24 protein-coding genes, 2 tRNA genes and 1 pseudogene are annotated in these 24,848 nt (G+C 64.1%); 9 read left to right on the top strand and 18 right to left on the bottom strand.

Annotated elements, in window-relative coordinates:
• Position 1 precedes the first annotated feature (1 nt).
• From LT970_RS07005 to LT970_RS06995, 3 genes are all read right to left on the bottom strand, one after another.
• Complete coding sequence (locus LT970_RS07005) at positions 2 to 364, bottom strand: succinate dehydrogenase hydrophobic membrane anchor subunit (protein WP_232685724.1); 363 nt, start codon at positions 362 to 364, stop codon at positions 2 to 4.
• Between the two features lie 2 nt (positions 365 to 366).
• A complete protein-coding gene (sdhC, locus tag LT970_RS07000) occupies positions 367 to 759 on the bottom strand; it encodes a succinate dehydrogenase, cytochrome b556 subunit (RefSeq protein WP_232685722.1) in 393 nt (130 codons plus the stop codon).
• A gap of 133 nt (positions 760 to 892) precedes the next feature.
• Positions 893 to 1,900 (bottom strand): succinylglutamate desuccinylase/aspartoacylase family protein, encoded by a 1,008-nt coding sequence (locus tag LT970_RS06995; RefSeq protein ID WP_232685721.1) that lies wholly within the window; start codon positions 1,898 to 1,900, stop codon positions 893 to 895.
• A gap of 162 nt (positions 1,901 to 2,062) precedes the next feature.
• Here LT970_RS06995 and LT970_RS06990 point away from each other — a divergent pair, with 162 nt between their 5' ends.
• Entirely contained in the window at positions 2,063 to 3,388 is a 1,326-nt protein-coding gene (locus tag LT970_RS06990) for a putative ATP-dependent zinc protease (protein ID WP_232685720.1), read from the top strand.
• A gap of 67 nt (positions 3,389 to 3,455) precedes the next feature.
• On the opposite strand, the gene LT970_RS06985 is transcribed toward LT970_RS06990, so the two are convergent.
• The 3 genes from LT970_RS06985 to LT970_RS06975 form a co-directional block, all read right to left on the bottom strand.
• Positions 3,456 to 3,956 (bottom strand): metal-dependent hydrolase, encoded by a 501-nt coding sequence (locus tag LT970_RS06985; protein WP_232685719.1) that lies wholly within the window; start codon positions 3,954 to 3,956, stop codon positions 3,456 to 3,458.
• Positions 3,957 to 4,108: 152 nt separating this feature from the next.
• Positions 4,109 to 4,708: a DNA-3-methyladenine glycosylase family protein gene (locus LT970_RS06980; protein ID WP_232685718.1), complete on the bottom strand. Its 600-nt coding sequence runs from the start codon at positions 4,706 to 4,708 to the stop codon at positions 4,109 to 4,111.
• 43 nt (positions 4,709 to 4,751) lie between these two features.
• Positions 4,752 to 5,183, bottom strand: coding sequence for a hypothetical protein (locus tag LT970_RS06975; protein ID WP_232685717.1), 432 nt, complete (start codon positions 5,181 to 5,183; stop codon positions 4,752 to 4,754).
• A gap of 209 nt (positions 5,184 to 5,392) precedes the next feature.
• On the opposite strand from LT970_RS06975, the gene LT970_RS06970 reads away from it, so the two are divergent.
• The 4 genes from LT970_RS06970 to LT970_RS06960 all read left to right on the top strand — a co-directional run bounded on the left by LT970_RS06970 (position 5,393) and on the right by LT970_RS06960 (position 8,682).
• Positions 5,393 to 7,372: a 3-hydroxyacyl-CoA dehydrogenase/enoyl-CoA hydratase family protein gene (locus LT970_RS06970; protein ID WP_232685716.1), complete on the top strand. Its 1,980-nt coding sequence runs from the start codon at positions 5,393 to 5,395 to the stop codon at positions 7,370 to 7,372.
• 168 nt (positions 7,373 to 7,540) lie between these two features.
• A tRNA-Glu gene (locus tag LT970_RS06965) sits at positions 7,541 to 7,615 on the top strand.
• Between the two features lie 435 nt (positions 7,616 to 8,050).
• Complete coding sequence (locus LT970_RS14620; RefSeq protein ID WP_269785462.1) at positions 8,051 to 8,173, top strand: hypothetical protein; 123 nt, start codon at positions 8,051 to 8,053, stop codon at positions 8,171 to 8,173.
• A gap of 167 nt (positions 8,174 to 8,340) precedes the next feature.
• Positions 8,341 to 8,682, top strand: a complete 342-nt coding sequence (locus LT970_RS06960; protein ID WP_232685715.1) for a hypothetical protein — start codon at positions 8,341 to 8,343, stop codon at positions 8,680 to 8,682.
• A gap of 23 nt (positions 8,683 to 8,705) precedes the next feature.
• Here LT970_RS06960 and LT970_RS06955 read toward each other — a convergent pair whose 3' ends face one another.
• The 9 genes from LT970_RS06955 to LT970_RS06915 all read right to left on the bottom strand — a co-directional run bounded on the left by LT970_RS06955 (position 8,706) and on the right by LT970_RS06915 (position 18,215).
• The gene (locus LT970_RS06955) at positions 8,706 to 9,719 is read right to left on the bottom strand and encodes a 3-oxoacyl-ACP synthase (RefSeq protein WP_232685714.1); all 1,014 of its coding nucleotides are present in this window, start codon (positions 9,717 to 9,719) and stop codon (positions 8,706 to 8,708) included.
• Positions 9,716 to 10,813 carry a branched-chain amino acid ABC transporter permease gene (locus LT970_RS06950; protein WP_232688689.1) on the bottom strand — a complete coding sequence of 366 codons (1,098 nt, stop codon included), beginning with the start codon at positions 10,811 to 10,813 and terminating at the stop codon, positions 9,716 to 9,718. Before LT970_RS06950 ends, LT970_RS06955 begins: the two co-directional genes overlap by 4 nt.
• Before the next feature lie 181 nt (positions 10,814 to 10,994).
• Positions 10,995 to 11,954, bottom strand: a complete 960-nt coding sequence (locus tag LT970_RS06945; protein WP_232685713.1) for a branched-chain amino acid ABC transporter permease — start codon at positions 11,952 to 11,954, stop codon at positions 10,995 to 10,997.
• A 49-nt stretch (positions 11,955 to 12,003) separates the two neighbouring features.
• Positions 12,004 to 12,699: an ABC transporter ATP-binding protein gene (locus tag LT970_RS06940; protein WP_232685712.1), complete on the bottom strand. Its 696-nt coding sequence runs from the start codon at positions 12,697 to 12,699 to the stop codon at positions 12,004 to 12,006.
• Positions 12,696 to 13,466: an ABC transporter ATP-binding protein gene (locus LT970_RS06935; protein WP_232685711.1), complete on the bottom strand. Its 771-nt coding sequence runs from the start codon at positions 13,464 to 13,466 to the stop codon at positions 12,696 to 12,698. The genes LT970_RS06940 and LT970_RS06935 overlap by 4 nt, the downstream gene beginning before the upstream one ends.
• A complete protein-coding gene (locus LT970_RS06930) occupies positions 13,467 to 14,816 on the bottom strand; it encodes an ABC transporter substrate-binding protein (RefSeq protein WP_232685710.1) in 1,350 nt (449 codons plus the stop codon).
• 158 nt (positions 14,817 to 14,974) lie between these two features.
• Positions 14,975 to 15,670: a helix-turn-helix domain-containing protein gene (locus LT970_RS06925; RefSeq protein ID WP_232685709.1), complete on the bottom strand. Its 696-nt coding sequence runs from the start codon at positions 15,668 to 15,670 to the stop codon at positions 14,975 to 14,977.
• A gap of 174 nt (positions 15,671 to 15,844) precedes the next feature.
• The gene (locus tag LT970_RS06920; RefSeq protein ID WP_232685708.1) at positions 15,845 to 17,425 is read right to left on the bottom strand and encodes an AMP-binding protein; all 1,581 of its coding nucleotides are present in this window, start codon (positions 17,423 to 17,425) and stop codon (positions 15,845 to 15,847) included.
• Positions 17,418 to 18,215, bottom strand: coding sequence for an alpha/beta fold hydrolase (locus LT970_RS06915; RefSeq protein WP_232685706.1), 798 nt, complete (start codon positions 18,213 to 18,215; stop codon positions 17,418 to 17,420). Before LT970_RS06915 ends, LT970_RS06920 begins: the two co-directional genes overlap by 8 nt.
• Positions 18,216 to 18,302: 87 nt before the next feature.
• Between LT970_RS06915 and LT970_RS06910 the strand changes: the two genes are divergently transcribed.
• The 4 genes and pseudogenes from LT970_RS06910 (at position 18,303) to LT970_RS06890 (ending at position 21,436) form a co-directional block, all read left to right on the top strand.
• A complete protein-coding gene (locus LT970_RS06910; RefSeq protein WP_232685705.1) occupies positions 18,303 to 18,698 on the top strand; it encodes a MaoC family dehydratase in 396 nt (131 codons plus the stop codon).
• A 197-nt stretch (positions 18,699 to 18,895) separates the two neighbouring features.
• Positions 18,896 to 18,970, top strand: a tRNA-Glu gene (locus LT970_RS06905).
• A 209-nt stretch (positions 18,971 to 19,179) separates the two neighbouring features.
• A pseudogene (locus LT970_RS14670) lies at positions 19,180 to 20,286 on the top strand (tyrosine-type recombinase/integrase).
• Between the two features lie 484 nt (positions 20,287 to 20,770).
• The gene (locus LT970_RS06890; RefSeq protein WP_232685702.1) at positions 20,771 to 21,436 is read left to right on the top strand and encodes a hypothetical protein; all 666 of its coding nucleotides are present in this window, start codon (positions 20,771 to 20,773) and stop codon (positions 21,434 to 21,436) included.
• A 188-nt stretch (positions 21,437 to 21,624) separates the two neighbouring features.
• On the opposite strand, the gene LT970_RS06885 is transcribed toward LT970_RS06890, so the two are convergent.
• Genes LT970_RS06885 through LT970_RS06875 form a run of 3 tightly spaced genes read right to left on the bottom strand, consistent with a single transcriptional unit; the run spans position 21,625 to position 24,709 of the window.
• Complete coding sequence (locus LT970_RS06885) at positions 21,625 to 22,782, bottom strand: BREX system ATP-binding domain-containing protein (protein WP_232685701.1); 1,158 nt, start codon at positions 22,780 to 22,782, stop codon at positions 21,625 to 21,627.
• Positions 22,779 to 23,678, bottom strand: a complete 900-nt coding sequence (locus LT970_RS06880) for a hypothetical protein (protein ID WP_232685700.1) — start codon at positions 23,676 to 23,678, stop codon at positions 22,779 to 22,781. Before LT970_RS06880 ends, LT970_RS06885 begins: the two co-directional genes overlap by 4 nt.
• Complete coding sequence (locus tag LT970_RS06875; RefSeq protein WP_232685699.1) at positions 23,675 to 24,709, bottom strand: tRNA-guanine transglycosylase; 1,035 nt, start codon at positions 24,707 to 24,709, stop codon at positions 23,675 to 23,677. The genes LT970_RS06880 and LT970_RS06875 overlap by 4 nt, the downstream gene beginning before the upstream one ends.
• Positions 24,710 to 24,848: the final 139 nt, after the last annotated feature.

Genomic DNA, 24,848 nt, shown 5'->3' with positions numbered 1-24,848 from the left:
GTTAGAACCCCGCGAGGACGACTGCGACGCGAACTCCCTGTGCGACGAGCAGCAGGCTGGCGACGCCGAGCACGACCTGGGTCGCGCGCTTGGCCGTGCCGTCGAGTCCCTGGTTGACGAGCGCGTTGTAGACGCCGTTGACGCCGTGGAACGTCGCCGTCACGAGGAACAGGACCATCGTGACGAAGTAGCCCAGTTCCTGCATACGCGCCTGACTGCCCATGAACGTGATCTCGTAGGCGTGGTGGACGAAATGGAGGAGGAAGAAGTGGAACGCCAGCACCACCACGAGGAACGCTGCGGTGAGGCGCTGGAGCGTCCACGTCGCCGACCCCGCGCTGAACGAGGAGTATCGTTCTGCCATCTCTAAAACACCCCCGAGAGGAACGTCGGCACGCTCGCCACGACGATGACGCCGGTGAGAACGAGCGACGCGTAGAAGCTCTTGTCCTGCGATTCGAGGCCGACCCCGAGGTCGACGAACAGCAGGCGGACGCCGTTGAGAATGTGGAAGACGGCGACCGCGAGCAGGCCGACCTCCATGAGGCGGACGACCGCGAGACTCTCCAATCCGGTCAGCGTGTTGTTGTACGTCGTCGCGCCCTGGAACGACGTGCTCAGGACGGCGATGTGGGTGAAGAGGTACCCGATGAGTACCCACCCCGTGAACTTGTGAAACACCCAGGCCCACATCCCGGCCGAGAACTCCCGCCACCGGCCGAAGTCCTCAATGAGGCCTCGGTCGTACGACTGACTCATACCGTTGGTTGCTCTGTCCCCTCCGCACATAGAAGTTACTACACGGGCACGCTCGTGGGGGAACGCCGACCGACGTTCGTGGGGACACTACGCGACATTCGTGGGCAACTACCCCAGGTGGCGTTGTGGATAACTACGCGCGACGTTCCCGCTCGCGCCTGCAGGCCCCCGTTGTCTCCTCGTCGAGTTCTACGAGGTGACAGAGCGGGTTCCCGGGGTAGACCACGGGGTTCTCGAGGACGCCGACGAGCAGGCCGGTAAACGGCGCGTTCACGCGAACGCTCTCGGTCTTGAACGGGTTCGAGATGGTGCAGATGGGGTCGTCTTCCTCGACCAGGTCGCCGCGCTCGCAGTGCATCTCGACGAGGCCGCCGTCGTCGGCGCGGAGCCACGTCTTCTGGTCGCTGGTGACGACGGTCCGCCACGCCGGACGGGTCGGCGTCGCGTCGGGGTGAACGCCGTACTCCGCGAGCACGTTCGCCACGCCGTCGAGCGCGCGGTCGATGAGCGAGCGCTGGAACCGGTGGGCTTCCCCCATCTCGACGGTAATCGTCGGCGCGCCCGCGTCCGTGGCCTCCCTTCGCAGCGACCCGCTCGGGCCGTCGCTGTCGATGACGACGTTCGTGCCGAACGCGCGGGCGAGTCGGTCGACCTCGTCGTTCGCTACGTCGGCCCGGGCGTGGAGCATGTTGGTGCGTCCGCGCGTCGACGTGTGGAAGTCGAGGCCGACGTCACACGGCTCGAGGAAGTTCTCGAACAGCCGGTTGGCCATGCGCTTGGCGCTCGTGGAGTCCGCGCTCCCGGGGAACGAGCGGTTCAGGTCGCGGTCGTAGATGGGGAGGTAGCGCTGCTGGGCGATGAACCCGGGGACGTTCAGCACGGGCAGGCAGACCAGCGTACCCCGGAGGTCCGCGAGGTCCCACTCGTAGGCGACCTCGCGAACCACCTCGATACCGTTGAGTTCGTCGCCGTGCGCGGCAGCGGTGAGGAACACCGTCGGTCCGTCCGCCTCGCCGTTGACGATGGAGACGGGGACACGGATGGGGTCCCCGAGGTACGTTTCACTGATGCTGTACCGGATGTCCGCGCGCTCTCCGGGGTCGACCCGCCCGCCGTCGTAGGTGAACGCTTCGGTGTCCATGTGGTGGCTTGGACGTGTGCGGTAAATACTGCTAGCCCGACTGTAGCGGGTTACTGCTAGCCCGACTATCGTGGACCCGGGCCTCAAAGCCGTCCCAGTCGGCGTTGGTCCGTCCCGATACCACCGGTATCGTTTTGGCCACCAAACGTGTCAGTTGTCTCAATGGACGACTCCGTCTCAGTAGGCGTTCTCAGCCTCCACAGCAGCAAGGAGACGAAGGCCATCGTGAACGCGGTCGACGCACTCGGCCACACCGGCGTGTGGCTCCGCGAGCAGAACCTCGTCGTCGACATCGAGGACGGCCACCCCACGCTCGAACCCGACGTCGACGTCGTGGCCAACCGACTGCTCCTCTCGAAGACCGAACAGCCCTGCGAGTTGCTCGGGCTGGCGAAGACGGTGAGCAGACTCCGGCCGACGCTGAACCGCCCGGAGAATGTGCTCGTGGCGTTCCACAAGTTCGCCGCGGCGACCGCGCTCGCGGAGTCGGACGTTCGTCTACCGGACGCCACGCTCGCGCTCGACGCCGACCGCCTCAACCGGGAGAAGACGAAATACGGCGAAGAGGCGGTGTACAAGACCGCCATCGGCACACACGGCGGCGGGACGTGGAAGATACGCGCCGACGAGCAGGTGAACCCGCGCGTTGGTGACCGCTACGCGTTCCTCCAGGAACTCATCGAGCGCGACGAACAGCGCCACCGCGACCTCCGGATCTACGTCGTGGACGGCGACGTCATCGGCGCGATGCGGCGGTACGCGCCGGAGAACGACTGGCGCACGAACGTCGCGCTCGGCGGCGACGTCGAGAGCGTGACCGACCTCCCGGAGGCGGCCGAGGCGATGGCGGTAGAAGCCGCCGACACCATCGGCCTCGACTACGCGGGCGTCGACCTCGTGGAGGGCGCCGACGGCTGGTATCTCCTCGAGGTGAACCCGACGGCGGGGTTCAAAGGGCTGTTCCGCGCGGCCGACGTGAGTCCAGCGCCGTACGTCGCGAAACTCGCCATCGAGACAGCGGGCGGGTCGGTCGACGACGAGGAGGTAACGCGGCTCGCGCGAACGCTCGACGACTCCATGCCGCCGGACGTCACGGAGACGCCGGGGCGCGAGCACGAAACGAGCATCATCGGCTACACGGAGGAGGTGCTGGTTTCGGGCACGAGTGGGACCGAGCGCGTGCTCGCGAAGTCCGACACGGGCGCCTCGCGCACCAGCATCGACACCCGACTCGCCGCCCAGATCGGCGCCGGCCCGATCAAGTCGATGACGAAGGTGAAATCCGGGAGCGTCAAATCCGGGAAGGCCCGCCCCGTCGTGGACATTGTCGTCGGCATCGGAGGAGACCGCCACACTGTCGCGGCGTCGCTCGCGGACCGCGCGCACATGGACTACCCGCTGTTGCTCGGGCGGGACATCCTCGAGCACTACCAGGTGGACGTGCGTCGGCGCTCCGAGCGCGACGAGAAGGCCGTCGAGGAGGAGTGACACAGCGGCGCGAGCGCCTCGTTCAGCGGTAGAGCGGGGGAATCGATCAGTGCTGGGTCGCGCTCGCTCAGACCAGAATCGACTCGACGAGTCTCGCGAACCCCGGGCCCTGCAGGAACCCCGAGTATCCGATGCGAATGATGCCCGCGACAACGGCGAGTTCGAAGGCGGTGACCAGCAGCGTGACGACGTCGGCCCACTTGCTCGTGACGGGCACGCCGACGGGGATGTCGTACTCCTCGCTGGAGAACGGGTAGAACACGGCCATCCCGCGGACGTTCCCGAGCAGGTCGAGCGCGTAGTGCGTGACGACGCCGAGCCACACGTACTGGAGGTTCCCGATGAAGTACGGGAACACTGCGAAGATGCCGAGTACAACGAAGTTGTGGAGCGTCTTCCGGTGGGTCCCGAAGGACGTGTCCATGTCGGGGACGAGCGCCCCGAGAACTACGGGCACGCTGACGGTGATGATGCTCTGGAGGGCTGCCACGGTGAGCGTCGGTTCGAGCAGGAACCCGATGCCGGCGCCCAGTAACACCGCGTTCACGATGTGCCCTCGCTCGTTCATGGCCGCCCCAGTTCGCGTGTCGCTGACCGGTCGTTCATCCTGTGGGTGCTCATCTCTGGAGCATCGTTAGGTATCTTTGGGCCGTCGTCTGACGCCAGGCCGACGCCGTCGTGTGATTATTCGGACTTGTTTACCCCTCTATCGCCAGCACGTCACCCTTCGTACGCCCGCCAGACGTACAGCGAGGCGTACGAGCGGTGGGGCCGCCAGCGCTCCGCGAACGACCGCATCTCGGCGCGAGTCGGGTCCGTGGGAGCGTCTGCGTTCGCGGTAGCGTCCATCAGTTCCTGCATCCCCTTCCGGATGCCGAGGTCGCCGACCGGGAACACGTCCTCCCGGCCGAGCGCGAACATGAGGAACATCTCCGCGGTCCACTCACCGACGCCGTGGATGTCGGTGAGTTCCGCGACCACGTCCTCGTCCGAGAGCGCGGCGAAGTACTCGCGGTCGTAGCCCTCCTCCAGGTAGGCGTCGGCGATGTGCTGGACGTAGTCGGCCTTCTGGCCGGACAACCCGACGTCCTGCAGGGCCTCGGGGTCGGCGGCGACGATTCCCTCGGGGGTCACCTCGAAGTTCTCGAACAGGCGCTCGCGGATGGCCGCGGCCGAAGCCATCGACACCTGCTGGCGGAGAATCGAGACGACGAGGCGCTGGAACGTGTCCTCCCACGGGTCGAGTTCGAGTTCGCCGTGCTCGGCGACGAGCGGCCCGAGGAGGTCGTCCTCGCGGAGCGCGTCGTGCGGGTCGGTCATGTCGGTGCCAGGGGCTCGCGTGGCCTACGTGTTGCGTTTTGCCTCAGACGGGTCGTTCCGCGAGCAGCAGTCCTGCGAGCGCACCGACGCCGGCGTGGACGCTCGGGCCGAGTGCGTTCACGACGTAGGTCCCGACCAGCCACCCCTGGAGCGTCTCCGACAGCGGCGCACCGACGCTGACCGCGGTGAGGAGGGGGTAGCTGACGACGATACCGACGCCCGTTCCGATGGCTACTGCGGCCGCGAGTCCCGGCCACGAGTGGGTCGTGTCCGTGTCCATCGACCACCCGCCGTACAGCGCGAGTCCGGGCACGACTGCGAGCGAGAGGACGGTGGTAGCGAGCGTCCAGAGGACCAGACTGTTGCGGGGGCCCGAGGGACCGACTGTCACCGAGTCGAGGACCAGCAGTCGAACGACGGTGTGGGCGAGTCCGACGAGCACTCCGAGCAGGGCGGCTCGTTTCCACGATTCCATGCCGTCAACTGGTCAGGGAGCCGTAATGAGGCTTGGGTTCGTTCACACGACCCCGGCGCTCGACCAGTCTGCTGTTCGGTCCGCGGTTACTCGTCTACGATCACTCGCCTGTGGCTACTCGCCTCGCGTTTCCACGCGTGTAAACGCGTGAAACGTTCACGTTCGACCGTAGGGAAAGCTTCAATCCGCGCCCGCCGGAACCGACACACATGGACGTCGACGACATCCAGACCATCACGGTGCTCGGTGCGGGGAACATGGGCCACGGCATCGCCGAGGTCGCGGCGCTCGCCGGCTACGACGTGAACCTCCGTGACATCAAGGAGGAGTTCGTACAGAACGGCTACGAGCAGATCGAGTGGTCGCTCGACAAACTCGCCGAGAAGGAACAGATCGGCGACGAGGAGGCCGACGCCGCGCTCGACCGCGTCACACCCGTCGTCGACTTCGAGGAGGCGGTCGCCGACGTCGACTTCGTGGTCGAGGCGGTGCCCGAGCGGATGGACGTCAAGAAGGAGGTGTACCGGGAACTCGAACAGTACGCGCCCGAGGACGCCGTCTTCGCGACGAACACCTCGAGTCTCTCCATCACGGAACTCTCGGAAGTGACCGAGCGCCCCGAGCAGTTCTGCGGGATGCACTTCTTCAACCCGCCGGTGCGCATGCAACTCGTTGAGGTCATCGCGGGCGCTCACACCCACGACGAAGTGCTCGACGTCACCGAGGACCTCGCGGAGGCGATGGGGAAGACCCCGGTCCGCGTGCGCAAGGACTCCCCGGGGTTCATCGTGAACCGCATCCTCGTTCCGCTCCTGAACGAGGCGGCGTGGCTCGTCCACGACGACGTCGCCACCGTCGCGGAGGTCGACTCCACGACGAAGTACGACATGGGGCTCCCGATGGGGTCGTTCGAACTCGCCGACCAGGTCGGCATCGACGTCTCCTACGACGTGCTCGACTACATGGAGGACGTGCTCGGGGCGGCCTACGAGCCGTGTCCGCTCCTCGAGGAGAAGGTCGACGCCGAGGAACTCGGGAAGAAGACGGGCGTGGGCTTCTACGACTACGACGACGGCGGCGCCGAGGTGCCGAGCGACGAGATCCGCGATGACGTCGCGGACCGCCTCACGGCGGTGATGGCCAACGAGGTGGCGAAACTCGTCGGCGGCGACGTCGCGGACCCGCCGGAGATCGACGAGGCCGTGATGCTCGGCGCGGGCTTCCCGGAGGGCCCGGCGAAGATGGCCGACGAGGCCGGCGTCGATGGTCTCCACGAGACGCTCGCCGACCTGTACGAGGAGACCGGCGCGGCGCGCTACGAACCGTCCGAGGAACTTGAACGCCTCGCCGAAAGCGGCGAGCAGTTCTACCCCGAGACGGGCAACGACGGTGACGCCGGCGAAGCCGCGGAGTTCAGCGCTGTCGCCGTGTCGATTCGTGACGGCGTCGGCCACATCGAACTCGACCGCCCGCACCGCATGAACACCATCAGCGAGGAGTTGCTCGACGACCTCTCGCGCGCTATCGACCTGCTGGAGGACGACGAGGACGTGCGCTCGCTCCTGCTCACGGGCGCCGGCGAGAAGGCGTTCTCCGCGGGCGCGGACGTCCAGTCGATGGCGGGGAGCGCGGACCCACTCGACGCCGTGGAACTCTCCCGGAAGGGCCAGCGCACGTTCGGCAAACTCGAGTCGTGTGACCTGCCCGTGGTCGCGGGCATCGACGGCTACTGTCTCGGCGGCGGGATGGAGCTCTCGATGTGCGCGGACCTCCGCGTGGCGTCCCGGCGCAGCACGCTCGGGCAGCCTGAACACAATCTCGGCCTGCTCCCGGGGTGGGGTGGCACGCAGCGTCTGAAACACATCGTCGGCGAGGGCCGCGCGAAGGAGATCATCTTCACGGCCGACCGGTACGAGGCCTCGGAGATGGCCGACTACGGCTTCGTGAACGAACTCGTCGGCAACGACGAGCTCGCGGACCACGCGTACGACCTCGCCCACGACCTCGCGCAGGGGCCGCCCATCGCACAGAAGTATACGAAGCGCGCGATGCTCGCGGGCCGCGACTCGACGGACGCCGGCCTGGAGGCCGAGGCACAGGCGTTCGGCCAGTTGATGAACACGGACGACCTGATGGAGGGCGTCACGGCGTTCATGGGCGACCGCGACCCCGAGTTCGAGGGGGAGTGAGACCGAACTGAAGCCGAGTTCCGGGCGCTTCGCTGTTGCCGCCAGCTACGTACCCTGGTGCGGTGGACTCTACGAACCCCCTGGCTAACCGTGCCACCGCAACCCACGTCCTCCCGAACGCGATTGGAGACATTTATTAATCCGCGGCCGCTCGATTCGAGTGCAGTCGCTCGGTTGGTGTAGTCCGGCCAATCATGTTGGCCTTTCGAGCCGACGACCAGGGTTCAAATCCCTGACCGAGCATGATTCTGAACGAACGTAGTGAGTGAAGAAGCACGCGCAGGAGGGGATTTGAAGTAGACGAGTCACAGCCCGCGCAGCGAACGAAGCGAGCGAGTAGGAATGTCTCGGCGTGGTTCAGATCCCTGACCGAGCATTTTTCGAGTACCCATCGAACGAGCTCGTGCTCCGTTAGAAGGAACGGATCTAGATTCCTGAGTCGTCACACGACCCGGCTTCTGGCTCCCTCACCCAGTGCGGGGTGAAAGTAGAACTCTCCGAGATTGGTTCTGGACCCGGGAATACGTGCGTCGTAGGCCACGTACTCCGTGGTCCCTGTTGAACGGAATCGCTACACTTTCACCACGTCAGTCGTTCACACGGCCGGACAAAACTTATTGTACAGGGCCTGAATATACGAGTCGAGACTCGCTTCGAGTCCATTCGGGTGACGACACGATGACGACCACACTCCACGCGACAGACCTCCGCTCTATCAGCGGAGCGTCCGGCCGGAGTGCTGGAGTCAAGGTGTCTGGATACTACCCGAACGCGCAGTCCGCGTTCACCCACTCCGCTTGAACGCCGTTCCACGTGGGAGGACGCGGTCTGCTGTCGTCAGCCCCTGACGACAGTCCTGCGCGTTCTTCTCCGTGGCCAACTGGTGAGCGCTGGCTGCCGCCTCCCGACGGGCCCGTCCCGTGGCAGTCGGCCGCCCCGACACCGAGTTCGACTCTCGGCGGGAGCCTATGGCAGCAACCTGCCAGTCGGTCCGCATCACCGCGGACCTCACGATGCACGTCACGCGAAACGCCACCGGCAACCTCGACGACGGCGCAGAGCGCACGGTCGCCAGCGTCGACTGCGTCACCGACGTCGTCTCGGTCGACGTCACCGACCTACGCCCGCGCCTGAACGACCTCGAGATAGAGGCTAGCGTCGAGGTTGCCGCGAACCTGGAGGACGCCCCCGATGTCGAGACCGCCGGCCGCGACGCACTCGTTTCGGCGTTCGGCGTCCAGCGGGTCGAATCGCTCGACGTCGAGCGAACGCCCGCGGCCGCGGGCGACCCCGTCCAGGAGTACGGGTAGCGATTGGCGACGACGCCGGGTCCCTACCCTCGCCACTCCAGAACGGTCGCCGCCCACGTGTAGCCGGTCCCGGCCGCGAGAAACAGCACGACGTCGCCGGGGTCGACGTTCTCTGCCGCGAGTCCCTCGTCGAGCGCGAGCACCTGGTCGACGCTCTGGACGTGCCCGTACTCGTCGAGGTAGTGGTGGTCGTCCGCGTTCAGGCCGAGTTCGTCCGTCAGCCAGTCGTGGAACGACCGCTTCATGTGCGTGATGGCGGCGAAGTCGACGTCCTCGCGTGCGAACCCCGAAGCGTCGAGCGCGACGTCAGCCACCTCGAGGAAGTTCGGGCCGCTGACGGGTGCGATCCGCTCTTTCATGTCCTCCGAGGCGACCGTGAGCGAGTGGAGGCCGGCGTCCACGGTCTCGTGGCTCGCAGGCTGTTTCGACCCGCCAGCGGGCATCACGACGTCCTCGGAGAAACTGCCGTCGGTGACGGCGGCGCTCTCGTGGACGACCGCGCGCGTGCGGTCGCCGGCGTCGCGTTCCAACACCATCGCGGACGCGCCGCTCCCGAAGTTGAACATGAACGACGCGTCCTCGTCGCCGTAGTCTACGAGGTCCTCCTCGCGGCTCGCGGCGACGAGCAGTGCCGTGTCGACATCGCCCGTCTGAAGTTGTGCGCGCGCCTGCCGGATGGCGAGGGGAGCGCCGGCACACAGCGCGTAGCTCTCGACGGCGTGCGCGTTCTCCGCGCCGAGGCGCTCCGCGACGTTCGCGGCGGCGCTCCACACGACGTAGTCCTTGTACTCGCTGCCGTGGTAGAGCACCACGTCGACGTCCACCGGGTCGATGTCGGCGTCGGCGAGCGCGTCCTCCGCTGCCGCCACGCACATGTCCGTCGCGTGGTCGTCGTCGGGCGGGCAGACGTGCTTCTCGCGGATACCCATCTTCTCCGTGACGACGTCCTCCGGAATGTCGCTCTCGGCGGCTATCTCCTTGCCCGTGAGGATGCGGTCGGGCGTGTACACGCCATAACCGGTGAGGCTGACCGTCATCGTCGGAGATTGGCGAGGTAGTCGGGAAGCCGTTTCGCCACGGTTCCGCCGAGTCGGTTCCGGATCGTTCCGAGCAGGCCGCCGGGCACGTACAGCACGAACACGACGAACACGATGCCGAGGTAGAGGCTGGCGTGGCCGTTCAGGAACGTCTCGATTCCCTGCCCGACAGTCATGCCGTTGAACACCGGCGTGCCGAGCACGCTCTCGGGGACGTACTCGCGGAGCAACGGCAGGAGGCCGCCCCCGCCGCCTGTCTTCGAGAGGAACTCCCGGAGCGTCCGGTCGAACAGCCAGCCGTACAGCGGCCCGGCGAGCGTGCCGAATCCGCCGATGATGGAGGCCAGCAGGGCGTCCCCGCTGACGAGGAAGTACAGCGAGTTATCCGGTGATACCGACCGCCGGACGCCCGCGAACAGCGCGCCGGCGACGCCGGCGAAGAAGCCGCTGATCGCGAACGCCGCGAGTTTGTACCGGAACGTGTCGTAGCCGACGGCACGGGCGCGTTCCTCGTTCTCGCGGATGGCGACGAGCACGCGACCGAACGGCGAGTGGAGCACGCGCTGCATGGCGAGGTAACAGACGAGCACCACGAGTCCCACCATGTAGTACGAGACGTCGGTCTTCGCGAGGTCGAGGAACAGCCACTGGACGGCGTCGCCGCGCAGGGGCCCGATGGCGAGGTTCAGTTGGTCGACGAACGGCACGCCGACGTCGAACCCGGTCGGGTGCAACTGGTTGCTGACCGCGATGCCGTCCCGGGGGTTCGATCCGAGGTAGCTCCAGTCGCGCATGAAGACGTACACGACCTGCGCGAACCCGAGCGTGATCATCGCGAAGTAGACGCCCGAGAGGCGGAACGACACCGACCCGATGGCGATCGCGAGCAGCGCGGCGAGCACGCCTGCGAGCAGCACGCTCACCATGAACGGCGTGCCCGGGGGCAAGAGTGGTATCTTCCCGTTGGCGACGAGGATGACGAAGTACCCGCCCGCGCCGTAGAACGTGGCGTGTCCGAACGAGAGGTAGCCAGTGTACCCGCTGATGAAGTCGAAGCTCATCGCGAACAGCCCGAAGTAGAAGACCGCGGTCATCGTCTCCGTCTCCGGGAGGAACGCCTCCGCGAACCCGCCGACACCGATAGACGTGAGCACGGAGTAGACGACGGGATACGCGCCGAGGAACGCCACTACCAGCAGGTGTGCGACGTGGTCGCGGGCGTACTGCCGAAGCCAGTTCTCGTCGGATTCCACGTACCCCTCGACGGTTTCGGTGCTAATGGCCGCCCACCTCCGCTAGCCCCGAGATGCCCTGCGGGCGCACGACGAGCACGCCCACGAGGATGAGGAAGATGGTGAGTTCCGGAAGCCCGGAGAACGTGACGATGCCCTCGTTGAAGAGGTACGTCATCAACGCGTCCACCATCCCGACGAGCACGGCGGCGATGACCGTGCCGCGGAACGTCCCGAGGCCGCCGACGATGACGACGACGAACGCCGGGAGCAGCGTCTCCGAGGCGAGGGGGACGCTCGCACCCCACGCGGAGTCCCACATGAGGAGCGCGCCCGCGAAGCCAGCGAGGCCCGCGCCGAGCGCGAAGACGACGGTGAACACGCGGCGCACGTCGATGCCGAGCGCGGCCGCCATCTCGTCGTCCTCGCTCCCCGCTCGCACGACGAGTCCGTACCGCGTGCGGGTGAGGAACGCCCAGACCGCGGCGACCGTGAGGACGCCCCACACGATCTGGAACAACTCGAGGTTGTTGACGGTGCCGCCGAGCACGCTGATGGAGTCCCCGATGAACGCGGGCTTGGTGCCGAGCGCTGCCTGCCACTCGGTCCGCGGTTGCATGCCGTAGAACAGAACGACGATGCGCGCGAGTTCGTCGACGACGAGCGTCACGCCGAACGTGAGCAAGATCTGGTAGATCGGGGGCCGGTCGTACAGTCGTCGGATGAGTCCGACCTCCATCGCCGCGCCGAACCCGCCGACCACCGCTGCGGCGACCAGGCCGGCGACCAGGAACCACGCGATTGCGGCGATGCCGGTGCCGGCGAACGTCACCATCACGAGGCCCGCGACGTACGCGCCCACCATCGTGAACGACCCGTGGGCGAAGTTCAGCACGCCGAGTAGCCCGAAGATGAGCGTGAGGCCGAGCGCCATCATCGCGTACAGGGACGCCTTCGCGAATCCCGACGCGAGCACCTCGACGAGGGTGCCGACGGCGCTCATGCTGAAGACCTCCGGAATGCCGTCGTGCTGACGCCCTTCCAAAACTCGGTCATGCTGACAACCTCTGGAATCGCTCGTCGTCGGTCGTGACCCCGTCGGTGGTGTCTTCGTCGACGACGCGGCCGTTGTCGAGCACGTAGAACCGGTCCGCGATGTCGAGCGCGAGCGGGAGGTTCTGTTCGACGAGCAGCAGCGTCGTGTCCTCTGCGACGGACTGCAGGGAGTCCGCGACGTTCTCGACGATGAGTGGCGCGAGTCCTTCGCTGGGTTCGTCCACGAGCAGCAGGTCGTTCTCGTTGACGAGGCCGCGCGCGATAGACAGCATCTGCTGCTGGCCGCCCGACAGCGAACCCGCTTCACGGTCCGAGATGTCCCGGAGGTCCGGGAACGCCTCGTAGGCCGTCTCCAGTCCCGCCCGTTCGTCACCGCCCGGCGGGATAGACAGCGTGACGTTCTCCTCGACGGTGAGGTGGGCGAACACGCGGCGGTCCTCGGGAATCCATCCGACGCCACGGTCGGCGACCTCGTGAGTGTCGAGGCCGACGAGGCTCTCGCCGTCGTAGCGCACGTCGCCCGCTCTGGGCGGCGTCAACTGGAGGACGGACCGGAGCGTCGTCGTCTTCCCGACGCCGTTCCGCCCGACGAGCGCGACGACCTCGCCGCGTTCGACCTCCAGGGAGACGCCCTCGAGGACGTGGCTCTCGCCGTAGTACGTCTGGATGTCCTCGATCTCGAGGAGGCTCACGCGACTCCCTCCTCTTCTCGCTCGTAGCCCCCGAGGTATGCCTTCCTGACGTCTTCGTCGTGGCGCACGGTCTCGGGTGGGCCGTCGGCGATGACCGACCCGCGGTCGAGCACGACCACGCGGTCGCTGACGTTCATCACGATGTCCATGTTGTGTTCGACCAGCAACACGGCGTGGTCGCGCGCGACGTCCTCCACGAGGTCGACGATGCGGTCGACGCTCTCGCTGGAGACGCCCGCGTTCGGTTCGTCCAGCAACAACACGTCCGGGTCGCCGGCGAGCGCGATGCCGACCTCGAGTTGCCGCGCGGCGCCGTGGCTGAGATTCTCGGCAGTGGTGTGTGCCTCCTCGAGGAGGTCGACGCGCTCCAGAATCCCGTAGGCGTCCTCGTAGTGCTCGTCGAAGGTGTGGACGTTCCGGTGGGCGTGCCACCCGGAGTCGGCGGCGGCCTGCACCGCGACGCGTACGTTCTCTAGAACGGTACTCGTCGGGAAGACGTTCGTGATCTGGTAGGAACGGTGGACGCCCATGCGCGCTGTCGCCGCTGGTTCGGCGTCCGTGACCGACCGCCAGCCGTCCGCTGTCTGGAGTTCGACGGCGCCCTCGCTGGGCGCGAGCGCGCCGGTGAGCAGGTCGAAGAACGTGGTCTTCCCGGCGCCGTTCGGGCCGATGAGCGAACACAGTTCGTCCGCGCCGAGTTCGAAGTCGACGTGGTCGACGGCGACCAGTCCCCCGAACCGGCGGGTCAGTTCCCGCGTTCGCAACATCTACAGCGAGCAGTTCATCTGACTGCTGTCCTTGGGAATTGTCGCCTCGTCACCGGGCACGCGAGCGAGCGGTTCGCTCGGCATGATGGGGGCGCCCCAGGTGTCCTTCCACTCGTCGCTCGTCGGCACGACGTTCGCGACGGTCATCTCCGAGCGCGCCTGGTTGTTGTACTCCTGGAACGTGTACGCGCCCTCGCCCTTCGGGGTGTCCGTCACCGTCATCCCGGTGAGCGCGTCCTGGATGTCCGCGGCCTGCGTCGACCCGGACTCCTGGATGGCCTGCACGATGGCGGAGGCCGCCGTGAACGTGCCTGAACTGAACAGGTCCGGCACCTTCCCGTACGTCGAGGAGTACTTGTCGACGAACGCGCTGTTGATCTTGTTGTCGTACTGGTTCCAGTGGTACCGCGTGGTGAACGGGCCGGCCTTCACGCCGTCGAGTTTCTCTTGGGTGAGCGGCTTGCCGAGTTCCTTCTGGAGCGTCTGGCCGAGCACCGCGTTCGAGATTTCGGTCGCGAACCCGCCGAACAGTCGGTAGGAGTAATCTCCCTGCAGGAACTGCGAGAACATCGCGGGGAGCGTCGACACGGTGAACCCGCCGACGACGCCCTCTGCGCCCGCCTCCTCGGCCTGCTGGAGGAGGCCCTGCCACTCGGAGTGGCCGCTATCGACGAACCGCTTCCCGACGATTTCGACGCCCGCGTCGCTCAGCACGCGCTCGTAGTTGTTCACGACCGCGCGCCCGAACGAGTAGTCCGCGCCGAACAGGTAGACGCTGTTGACGTCGGACTGCTCGGCGACGTACTTCCCGCCGCTCCGGGCGTCCATCGCGGTGTTCTCGCTCGCCCGGAACACCTGGTCACTGCAGGTGTCCGACTTCCGCGTGATTCCGGCGGACGCCGCCGGGCCCGCCATGTACGGGACGTCGACGGCGGACAGCACGTTCGTGATGACGCGCCGCGCCGCGCTGGAGGACGCACACCCGAACAGCATGTCGACCTCCTCCTCCTGCACGAGGTTCGTGGCGATGGACTGGGCCTCGTCGGCCTTGAACTTCGAGTCCCGGACGACGAGTTCGTACGTCGTTCCCCCGACGTCCACCTTGTGGGTCCCCGTCGAGGGGTTCGAAACGGGGTCCGTCTCGCCCTTGTAGGCGAGCCCCGAGAGGAACCCCCAGAGGGAGTGTTTTCCGTAGTACGCGATGTTCCCCGACAGTGGTTGCATCACTCCGATTTTCATGGTATCAGGACTGCTCGAGCCGCCGATTCCGGTACAGCCCGCGAGGCCGGCGATGCCTGCGGCGCCGAGCGATTTCAGTACAGTTCGACGTGACGTGCTCTGCCCCGTCATACTCAAGTAACTGCTACGCTTCGGGCAAATACAGCCGGGTTAACATGTGAACAAGTGACGCTGTGGGAGTAACGCCGTGGGAGTAACGGTGGGGTAGCGTCGTGGGAGTGGCGGTGTGAGAGTACTGTTGTAGAGTGGTGGATGGTCCCCCACGTTTCTCACTCGATGTCGTTGAGCGCGTCGATGACGCGCTGGATCATCTTCTGTTCGCCCCGCCGGAGGTTCTTCGAGACGGCGGGTTTCGAGACGCCGAAGCGGTCGGCGAGCGTGCCCAGCGTGGCGTCCCGGGGACTCTCGTAGTAGCCGTCCGACACCGCGGCCTCCAGGGTCTCGCGTTCGACGTCAGAGAGGTCCTTCGCGCCCTCTATGAGCGTCATCGCCGCGCCCGCGTTCTGCACGAGTCTGTGGAGCGAGGCGTCGTCGGTGTCGTCGCGGCCGACCACGTCGAATTCGTGGGAGCGCTCGAGCGCGGCCAGCGCGTCGTCTACGCGCGCCCGCTCGTCGAATCCGACGTGCCACGTTTCGGTGCCGCCCTCCGCGAAGAACGGGCCGGTGACGTAGCCATCGTGGTCACGGACGGTCCGCATCGCCGCCGTCGACCCGACGACGGTCCGGAACTTCGCGACGTTGTCCACCTTCGAGAACAGTTCGTACTCCGCCACCTCCGCGTGGGTCTGGACCGACTCGAGGCTGGTTTCGAGCGCGCCTCGGTCCGCCGCCTCTGCGACCATCCGTACCTCCGTCTGGTCGTCACCGGCCTCGCAGTGGACCGAGGAGAACGCGACGTCGTGGCTGTCGCTGGCATGGACGAACGGGCAGTCGTACTGCTCCATCTCCATGCTAACGTTAATCATCGTTCCACGCACTCCGATGTTGTACAGCGCCGACAAAACGTTTTCCGTCCGAATTCCGTCGTACTGTCGTCACGTTGGGCTAGAATCGCGTCTGCGTCAGTCCTCCAGATCGCGTCGGCGCCCGTCACGTGCGCCGAACTGTTCTCTTACGCCCACTTGCACGACGTGTTTTGCCTACTCGCCGTGCGCTGCTCGCACCGCGTCGCGGTCGATCTTCGACGGACCGCTGGTCGGGAGTTCCTCGACGAACGCGAGGTGTCGAGGATGTTTGAACCGCGCGAGGCGACCGTCGAGGAACGCCGAGAGTTCATCCAGCGTGAACGACGGGTCTCCCTGCACGACCGCCTTCCCGACCGTTCCCCACGTCTCGTCGGGGACGCCGACGACGACCACATCCTCGACGTCCGGGTGGTCCGTCACCGCGTCCTCCACCTCGACCGGGAAGACGTTCTCACCGCCACTCACGAACATGTTCTTCTTCCGGCCCTCGATGTAGACGTAGCCCTCGTCGTCAACGCGCGCGAGGTCGCCGGTGGAGACCCACTGATTTCCGAACGTCGCCTCGGTCTCCCCCGGGTTCCGCCAGTACCGGTCGGCGGCGTGCGGGCCCCGGAGTTCGAGTTCACCCACGTCGCCCGCCGGCACCTCCTCGCCGTCGTCGTCCACGACCCGCGCGTCGACGTGCATCGCCGGCACGCCGACGCTGTCGGCCTTCTCCCGCGGCCAGTCCTCGGGCATCGCGAAATTATTCGGGCCGCACTCGGTGAGGCCGTACCCCTGGGAGAGGTCGACGCCGCGCTCCCACCACGTCTCCATCACGACCCGCCGACACGGCCCGCCGCCGCTCTTCGCGAACCGCAGGCTCGACAGGTCCGCGTCCGTCCAGCCCTCGTGTTCGGTCATCATCCGGAGGACCGCGGGCACCGCGACCAGCACGTCCGCCTCGAACGTGTCGACCATCCCCAGTACGTCCGCGGGGTCGAACTCCCGGGCGAGCACGACGTGCCCGCCGACGTGGAACAACGGAATCGTGAGCACGTTCCACCCGCCCGTGTGGAACATCGGGAACACCATCGGCGTCGTGTCGCCCGGTCGTAGGCCCCACGCGGTTACGGTGTTCGTCGCGTTCCAGGTGACCGTTCCGTGGGTCAGCACCGTCTCCTTGGGCGTTCCCGTCGACCCGCCAGTGTGGAGGAACATGAACGGGTCCTCGAGCGACAGGTCGGCAGTCTCCACGGCCGAATCGTCCGCGGGCACAGCGTCCCCGAAGGACTGCCAGGAGTGCTCGCCGTCGACCGCCAGCGAGAGCACGTCCACAGACTCCGACGGCTCAACGGACTCCGGCGACCCCCCGGATTCCGGCAACACGTCCGCGTCGTCGCCGAGTGCGTCCGCTACGTCTCCGGCGAATGGCTCCTCCACGACCACGAGTTCGGGCGCGACGTCGTCGAGCAACTCTCCGAGTTCGGGCGGCGCGAGTCGGTGCGAGAGCGGCGCCAGCACGCCGCCGGTCTTCCCGCACGCGAACAGCAGGTCGACGAGTTCCGGACGGTTCCGCGACACCACCGCGACGCGCTCCCCGTCCGCGACGCCGTGCTCGCGGAGCAACCGCGCAGTGCGGTTCGCGCGTGCGTCGAGTTCGTCGTACGTCCAGGAGTCGCCCGTCGTCGCGTCGGTGAGCGCGACGGCGTCGGGCGAGAGCGTCGCCCGCCGCCCGCTCCAGTCGCCGACCCAGCCGAACTGTCCCTCAGCCATGGAGGAACTCCAGCAGTCGGTCGTTCACGTCCTCGCTCTCCTCCACGAAGAACAGGTGTGGGCCTCCCTCCACCACGTCGAGTTCGCTCTCTGGCAGTCGGTCGTGGAGTGCGCGAGCGTTTTCCACGGGGAGCACGCGGTCGTCGTCGCCGTGGAGCACCAGCACCCGCACGTCCAGTTCACCGAGGCGGTCGCTCGCGTCGAACCCCGCGACCGCCGCGGCCTGCGCGTCTCGGGCCGCCGGCGGCGCGTCCGAGTCGAGTCGCCAATCCACGATTCGTGCGAGCAGGTCGTCGTCCGCTGCCAGTTTCTCCGTCATCGCCGGCCCCATCTTGTAGCGAATCTGCTCGCGGTCGTCCAGGCCCTCGGGAACCTCGAACATCCGCTTCTGGGTCTCGTTCGGGGTCGGCGTGGCCGCGTCTCCGCCCGGGGACGTACAGAGTAGGCCGAGCGAGACGGTGCGGTCGAAGTCCAGGGCGTACTGCTGGGCGATCATTCCGCCCATGCTCGCGCCCACCACGTGCGCCCGCTCGACGCCAGCGTCCTCGAGAACGGCGTCCAGATCCGTCGCCATCTCCGCTATCGTGTACGGGCCCTCCGGCGCGTCCGAGTCCCCCGTCCCGCGGTTGTCCGGGACGATTACGTCGTACTCGTCGGCGAGCGCGTCGCGCTGCCAGTTCCACATCCAGCGACCGTACCCGAGTCCCTCCACGAGTACGACCGTCTCGGCGTCCGCCGGCCCGTCGCGCTCGTAGGCCAGCGTGACGCCGTCCCGCGTCACCGATTCCATGACCGAGGGATAGGCGGATGCCGCCTTCAACCCTCGGCTTCACATGTTAACCGCGGGATTTTCCGGGGAGGGCGCGTCGGTTCCACTATGCCAGTCGCAGCCGTCGGCGACACCACTACGTCCGCCGTCACCGTCACCGAGGAGACCATCGAAGCGTACGCCGACCTATCGGGTGACCACAACCCCATCCACGAGGACGACGGCTACGCCAGCGAGACGATGTTCGGCGGTCGAATCGCCCACGGGATGCTCTCCGCAGCCCCCGTCAGCGCCGCGCTCGCCGACCTTCCCGGGGACATCGTCTACCTCTCCCAGGACCTCACCTTCGAGAACCCGGTCTTCCCGGGTGACACCGTCACCGCGCGCGTCGAAGTCACGGAGGAACTGGGCGGTGACCGGCTCCGCGTCGAGACAGTCGCCGAGACCGACGAGACCGTGGTGTCCGGCGAGGCGGTCGTGCTCTCGGTCCCGCACGAGAGCTGAGCGTGCGTTGCACTGTCGTTGCTTCGCTTCTTCTTCGACCGAACCCTCGGTCGGCGTCGGTGGAGTAGAGACTCGGTGGGGACGACGCCGTCACCGAGTGGTGATGTCCTCGCCGAGTTTCTCGGTTCGACACTCGTTCGCAGTGTCGTTCCGAGACGAAATCGTTATTTGTACCCCGAAGCTACCAGAGAATGCACGCTCTGTTGGTGTAGTCCGGCCAATCATCTTGCCCTCTCACGGCAAGGACCAGGGTTCGAATCCCTGACGGAGCATCCATCCTCTCGCCCTCTCCTGGTTTTGAGCCGTGGCTCCAGTGATCGTCAATGTTCACCCAGGGCAACCACGTAACTCGGACCGACGTATCGCACCGCCTTCACGGGGTTTTCACTCATTGTCCAACACCCAGACTCAACAGACTTCCTCAACGGGAATGTGAGGAAACCCATCCAACTAGCTCGAGTCACACCAGGAGGATCTCGGTATGAGTTCCATCGAGGACATTACCCTTGTAACTGAGCGATCGAAGGACTTCCTCAACGAACGGCAACTCGAAGACTACCGCTCGCATCGACGTGACTGCCTTCGATGGCTCCTTCGGTTCGGGAAGGAGCCGCAGCATGTCGAGGGGTACGCGTTCGAGACGGTTCGTGCTCGTTCGAACCGGATGGATATGTTCTACCGGTGGGTGTGGAAGCAGGAAGATCGGTACGTCGCTGCACCTGCCATTGAGCATGCTGAGGACTATCTGAACGATTTGGCTTACCGTGATACCAGCAACGCGGACAAGGCGAACCACCAGAAAGCGGTGCAGATGCTGTTCAAGTGGCGGGAACACGAGCACGGGCTTGACGAGTGGGACCCATCGATGAAATTCTCGACTGCGGATTCCGCGAGCCAGCCGAGTGATTTCTTCACGCGGGACGAGCGCCAGCGTCTCAGGGAGGCATCTCTGGAGTACGGTAGTATCCCAGGGTACAGTGATCTCTCCCCGGCGGCTCGTGACCGCTGGCGGCAGCATCTTGCGCAACGGTTCGAGAAACCCAAAGAAGATGTTACACCGGGGGACTGGGACAGAGCGAATGGTTGGAAAATCCCGTCGCTGGTAGCAACGAGCCTCGATGCTGGCTTACGGCCTGTCGAGGTTGCTCGCGCACGGACGTACTAGGTAGACGTTGCCAATGAGGTGTTGCGGATTCCACACGCTGAGAGTTCCAAGAACGAGGAGAACTGGATCGTCAGTTTACACTCCAGAACCACGAAGATGCTCGATCGGTGGCTTGACCAACGGGAAACCTATTCCGCGTATCAGGATTCGGATGCGCTCTGGCTGACGCGGGAGTGTAACCCGTATCGGTCCCACGCGCTCAAGCATCTACTTGAGGGACTTTGTGAGCTTGCTGGGATTAATACCTCGAATCGACAGGCGAGTTGGTATACGGTCCGTCATTCCGTCGGGACCTATATGGCGCGCGAAGAGGGACTCGCGGCAGCGCAGACGCAGTTACGGCATGAGAGCGTCCAAACGACGATGAAATACGATCAAGCACCAGTAGAGGATCGTCGGTCCGCGTTGGACCGAATGGGCTGAGAATCGCCCCCGGCCCCGATTTATGTTGTTTTGTACATGTCCGGATAGCAATTGTTTCTGTATATGGAAGAGTGGTGATTCTCATCACCACTCTATCTGGTAATTACGCTTTACCACCTGCCGGACGACATTTCCGGTCATGGCATGAATCGAAACCGGCGACCTTGCGTCGCCACTAAAGCGTGGCTGACTGTGGACCCAGCCCATCAAGCATAGGATCCACAGTCTACCACTGTGTCCGCTTCGGAAGGCGAACATGGTAGAGTCTTCGTACAGTGATGACTCCACCGTTTTGTTTGCTCTCCATGCGTAAATAGCGTGGGGGTGAGTTCGACCTTCTAGCATTCAGTCAAACGTAAGAAATCAGGTAAATGGACCAAAACTCCCGCGAAATCGGCCGGAATCGATGGAAGTCACTGGGGGCCCAAAGACGACTCCCGGTGGTGCGACCAACACCCACTGCTCCTGAAGGGGGATTATTCTAATGAGTGATAGTATCCAGTACCACCCAGAAGGCGTCTGGGCGGGAACCTCGAAACGGCTGAGAGACATAGTCGAGGACCACTACGAGGAGTACCACTCATGGCTGCAGGAAGAAGGGAAGAATCCCGATCGATCCATCGGCTACGCTCCCTCGTCTGCACTGGTGAAACTTCACCGAACAACCATCTTCCACCGAACCGTGTGGAACGAGATTGGGGAAAATGTACTCAATCTCCATCCTGGGCATGCAGACTGGTTCGTCGAGGCACTTGACGGCGATTTAGTTCGAAGGCAAGATGGCTCACGGTACAAGGAAGGCAGTAAGCGGAAATTCGTCGATGCGGTCCGCAACGATTTCGAGTTCAGGTCTCGCCGATCAGGCGTACAACGGTGGGAACCGGACCTGAGTTTCTCAGAGTCTAACCATCGCCAGGCGGATTACTTCACCCTAGCGGAACGCGAGGACCTGTTCCAGGCAAGTCTTCGATGGGAAGACCTCGGAAAGTATTCTGATTTGTCGCCAGAGGAACGCGATCGGCGGAAAGCCTACCTCGCTCAGAAGCTGAAAAAGCCGAAAGAAGCTATCAAGCCGACTGATTTCCAGCGCATTCGAACTAGCTGGAAAATCCCGAGTTTGGTTAGCGTCGCCTTACACCCTCTACATTGACTGCCACGGGCAGAGCCCCATCACCTTTTGATAGTATCAACAGAGCTCCCGGAGTGATAGTTCTGTAGAGCCGTTGAGTCAGTGCCTTGGGAGTGAATGGAGCGCTAAGGACTGCTATGCGATATAGGCGAAATCACTCATAGAATATGCCCCGCAAGTGTGGCCAAGATAACGGAGAATCCGGCGTGTTAGAAGAACTCCTCCGCGAAGTCTGTGGTGATATCTGCTCTCTCCTCAACCGCAGCTTCGTCGAGCATCCGACTGCAAACCGATAGAATCTGGCGAACGTTCCCTTGAGAACGTTGGAGGATCAGTTCAAGACTATCCTCTGTGAACGGACGAACGGAACCTTCCGATTCGGTTACCGTCCGCTCTCTGTCGAGATAGTCCTCGACGAGGTCGAAGAGGTTCTCAGCGGTTAGTGGTCGGAGAGCGACTTCTTGACCGATACGCTCGCTGAAAGCGTGGTATTCGCTCATAACGTCCTGCCAGACCTCGGGCGCACACCCGAATAGCATGCAGAGCCCAGAACTGTTCTGATCCATGAGGTGCCGGATACTGTTTAAGGTAGCCTGCTCGGTCTTCGGTGAGAGGCGAGCAATGCTCTCGAACTCGTCGACGAAAACGAAGACTCCAGTGTACCCAAGGTCGAGGAGGAGATTCTTTAGCGCAGTAAATGCGCGGACTCCCATTGTATCATCGTCAAGGGCGCTATGAATCTCCATCTCTTTGCGTTGCTCGTAGCGGATGCCCTCGGAAGTAAGCCACTGCCAGGCGTAGAGGTTCGTGTCCTCGTAGACCATGTGGACGATTGCGCGAGCGAAATCAGCAAACTTCGTTACGTCGCTCAGCCGCCGGACCGCCTCGGGAACAATCTCAGAGAGAAGAACGTCACCCTCATCGATGAGAGACTCCATTGCGCTCGCATCACTCGGATTGGTGTCCGTAACGTCACGAGAAACTGAGGCGAGATATTCATAGGCGAGCCCTTGGAGGCGGTTGAACCCGAGGTCGTAGATGAACTCGTGATAGATGTCGAGGAATCCCTCTCCTGGCTGGGCCACGTAACCGACGACGACGTCGTTGCGGTCGCGAAGCAGCGAGCGTGTATACTTGAGTGTGTGCGACTTCCCGTTTCCGTACTTCCCAGTGACAACGAGATGTTTCGACTTGCCCGTCGAGAGCATCGAAGAGACAGTTGAGCTGATCTTTTCGGTGACGTGCGGTTGTCCACAGTAGATTTCAGGGTCTTCGGCTGGGACGGGGCTATACGGGAAGGGATTTTCGCTGAGGTCGTATTGCGAGTAATCCTGCTGTTCGTCGGTGATGGTGAATGCGTCGTTCATGCGGATTCCTCCTGAATGTACGTGATGTCGCGGTCGTGGACTGCGAGGTAGTAGTACTGTTTGCCGAACTGTTCGACGCCGGCCATGACTTGCTGGCTTGACTGAGAGGTCGAGACGAGGCCATCGTCGTCTGCGAGAGCTATCTGTTTGATTCCGAGTGCGGCGTCCTTCGCAGTAGTGTCCATCGGGGCTCCCGAGAGTTCGAGTTTTCCGACGTTCTGTCGGCAGAGTTCGAGCAGCGCGTCGTTGAACGTAGTGCGTGTGCAACCGAGCCGTTCGCACGTTGTCTCTCGTAGGCGCGGGATGGAGAGGTAGCGCTGGCGGAGATCGACGCCAGCCGTTTGTTCGAGGTCGTCGTACACACTAAGAAGGACAAAGTGGAAATTGCTCGGAACCGGGGTCTGCTGGGATGGGTAGTAACTGCCAGTGAAGGCATTCCGTTGAACACTGCCGAGTCGTTCACCCCAGTCACCAACGACTTCGATGCCGGTCTGGTTGAACGAGTAGGGGGTAAACTTCTGCTCGTCCTCCAGATATTCGAGGAGGGTGTCAAGGTCGGCGTGTTCTGTGTCTTCGACGGCATCGACGAACGCCCCATAGTGGGGACTATGTGTCGCGAGTATCTGACTTGCTTGCGTCCAGTACTCCTCCCGAATTGCATTCAGAAAACCACTGCCGATGTCGGTTGTCGTGTACGCCGGGTCGTCTCCTGAGTCGTCTTCTGTGAGGAGTTTGATTCGGACAGCTTCAAGGATAGTCTCGCGTGCACGACGATGACTGACATCGAGAACCGTCTGGAGATCCTCGGTTGTCCTTGAACTATCTTCACAGGCGTGTGTGAGCTCGACGAGTCGGCTGAGTGTGACGGGTCGAACAGTCGCTCGCTCGTCGCTCATGTGAGTCTCCGGACTTGCTGCTTGGCGGTCTCGTACGCACGCAGTGTCACCTCGTTTCCCTGGAAGCGGAGATCGAGATACTCCTCGATATCGCGACCTGATTCGGCGACGTACCGGAACCGTCGAAGTTCGGTCGCGAGCGCCCAGAGATTGTGGCGAGTGAGCGCAGTGCGGTCCTCACGTATCTCGTCGAGACTGCGCTGGCCGCAGATTGGACAAGGACACGGAAGGTGTTCGAGAGACTCGATGTTCCGCAGTTCTTCGCCGCCGAACCCCGGAATCAGATAGTTTCGGTTGCCGGCGCTGCGGATGAACGCCGAGGAGTCGAAGCTATCGACACCGAGATAGAGGAGGAGTGGTTGGTAGACGAGGCCGCCGAGTCCGTAAACGTGGAGGTGCTTGTCAGTCGCCTTTCGGGCCGCAAGTATAAGTTTTGTTACCTTTGTGTAGTCGGTGCGGATGGGGACCATGCTCCCGAGCGCATAGCCGTCGAAGTCACCGTGGTTCTCGAGATAGCGGACGTTGTTCCGGACGGTTTCTGGGTCGTAGCCGTGGACACTCGCAAGGAGGAACCCGCCGCTGTCGAGTTGATCGCTTGCTTCGAGAGCGTACTGGGTGCTCTGGTCAACGCGGCGTTCGTTCTCGGCGTCTCGGTTCTCTCGGGAGAGAGGAAGATCCACTGTCCCGTAGATGTCCGCGTTAAGTTGACGCTGAGTGTCGAGCGTCTCTGCTGGGGTAGTGTCGACTTCCTCAGAGGAGAAGTCGAACCCACCACTATCCGCAAACACGATTGTATCCTCGGGAACACCCATCTCTTCTCGGAGAGAAACACCGTTTGTGAGTCGGTTCCACATTGGTTCTCGGTTTCGAATAGACCGAGCGTTGATCATTGCTGCCGAAAATTCTGGTATGGTCCCTGCGTAGGCGGGAGTATTATCGCTCGACCGCTTTCCGAGATTCCGGACTGGGAAGAGAACCGGTGTCTCCAGTTTTCCCCTGGGGAGGTCGAGTGTACGCCGTCTGTATAACATTGCCTCCTGCTCGGATAGGCTGTACTGGTACTTATCTAATGTCCGAATACAATAGTAAGAAAATTCTTATATTCTGTGCTGGGACACTACCCCCGGTACTGATTACGATTCACTGTTTCCCACCCGGAGCCAATACTTC

The sequence above is a fragment of the Halobacterium zhouii genome, assembly GCF_021249405.1.
Taxonomy (GTDB): Archaea; Halobacteriota; Halobacteria; order Halobacteriales; family Halobacteriaceae; genus Halobacterium; species Halobacterium zhouii.
The sequence above is the reverse complement of the archived record's forward strand: the minus strand, read 5'-3'. Positions and strand labels throughout refer to the sequence as shown.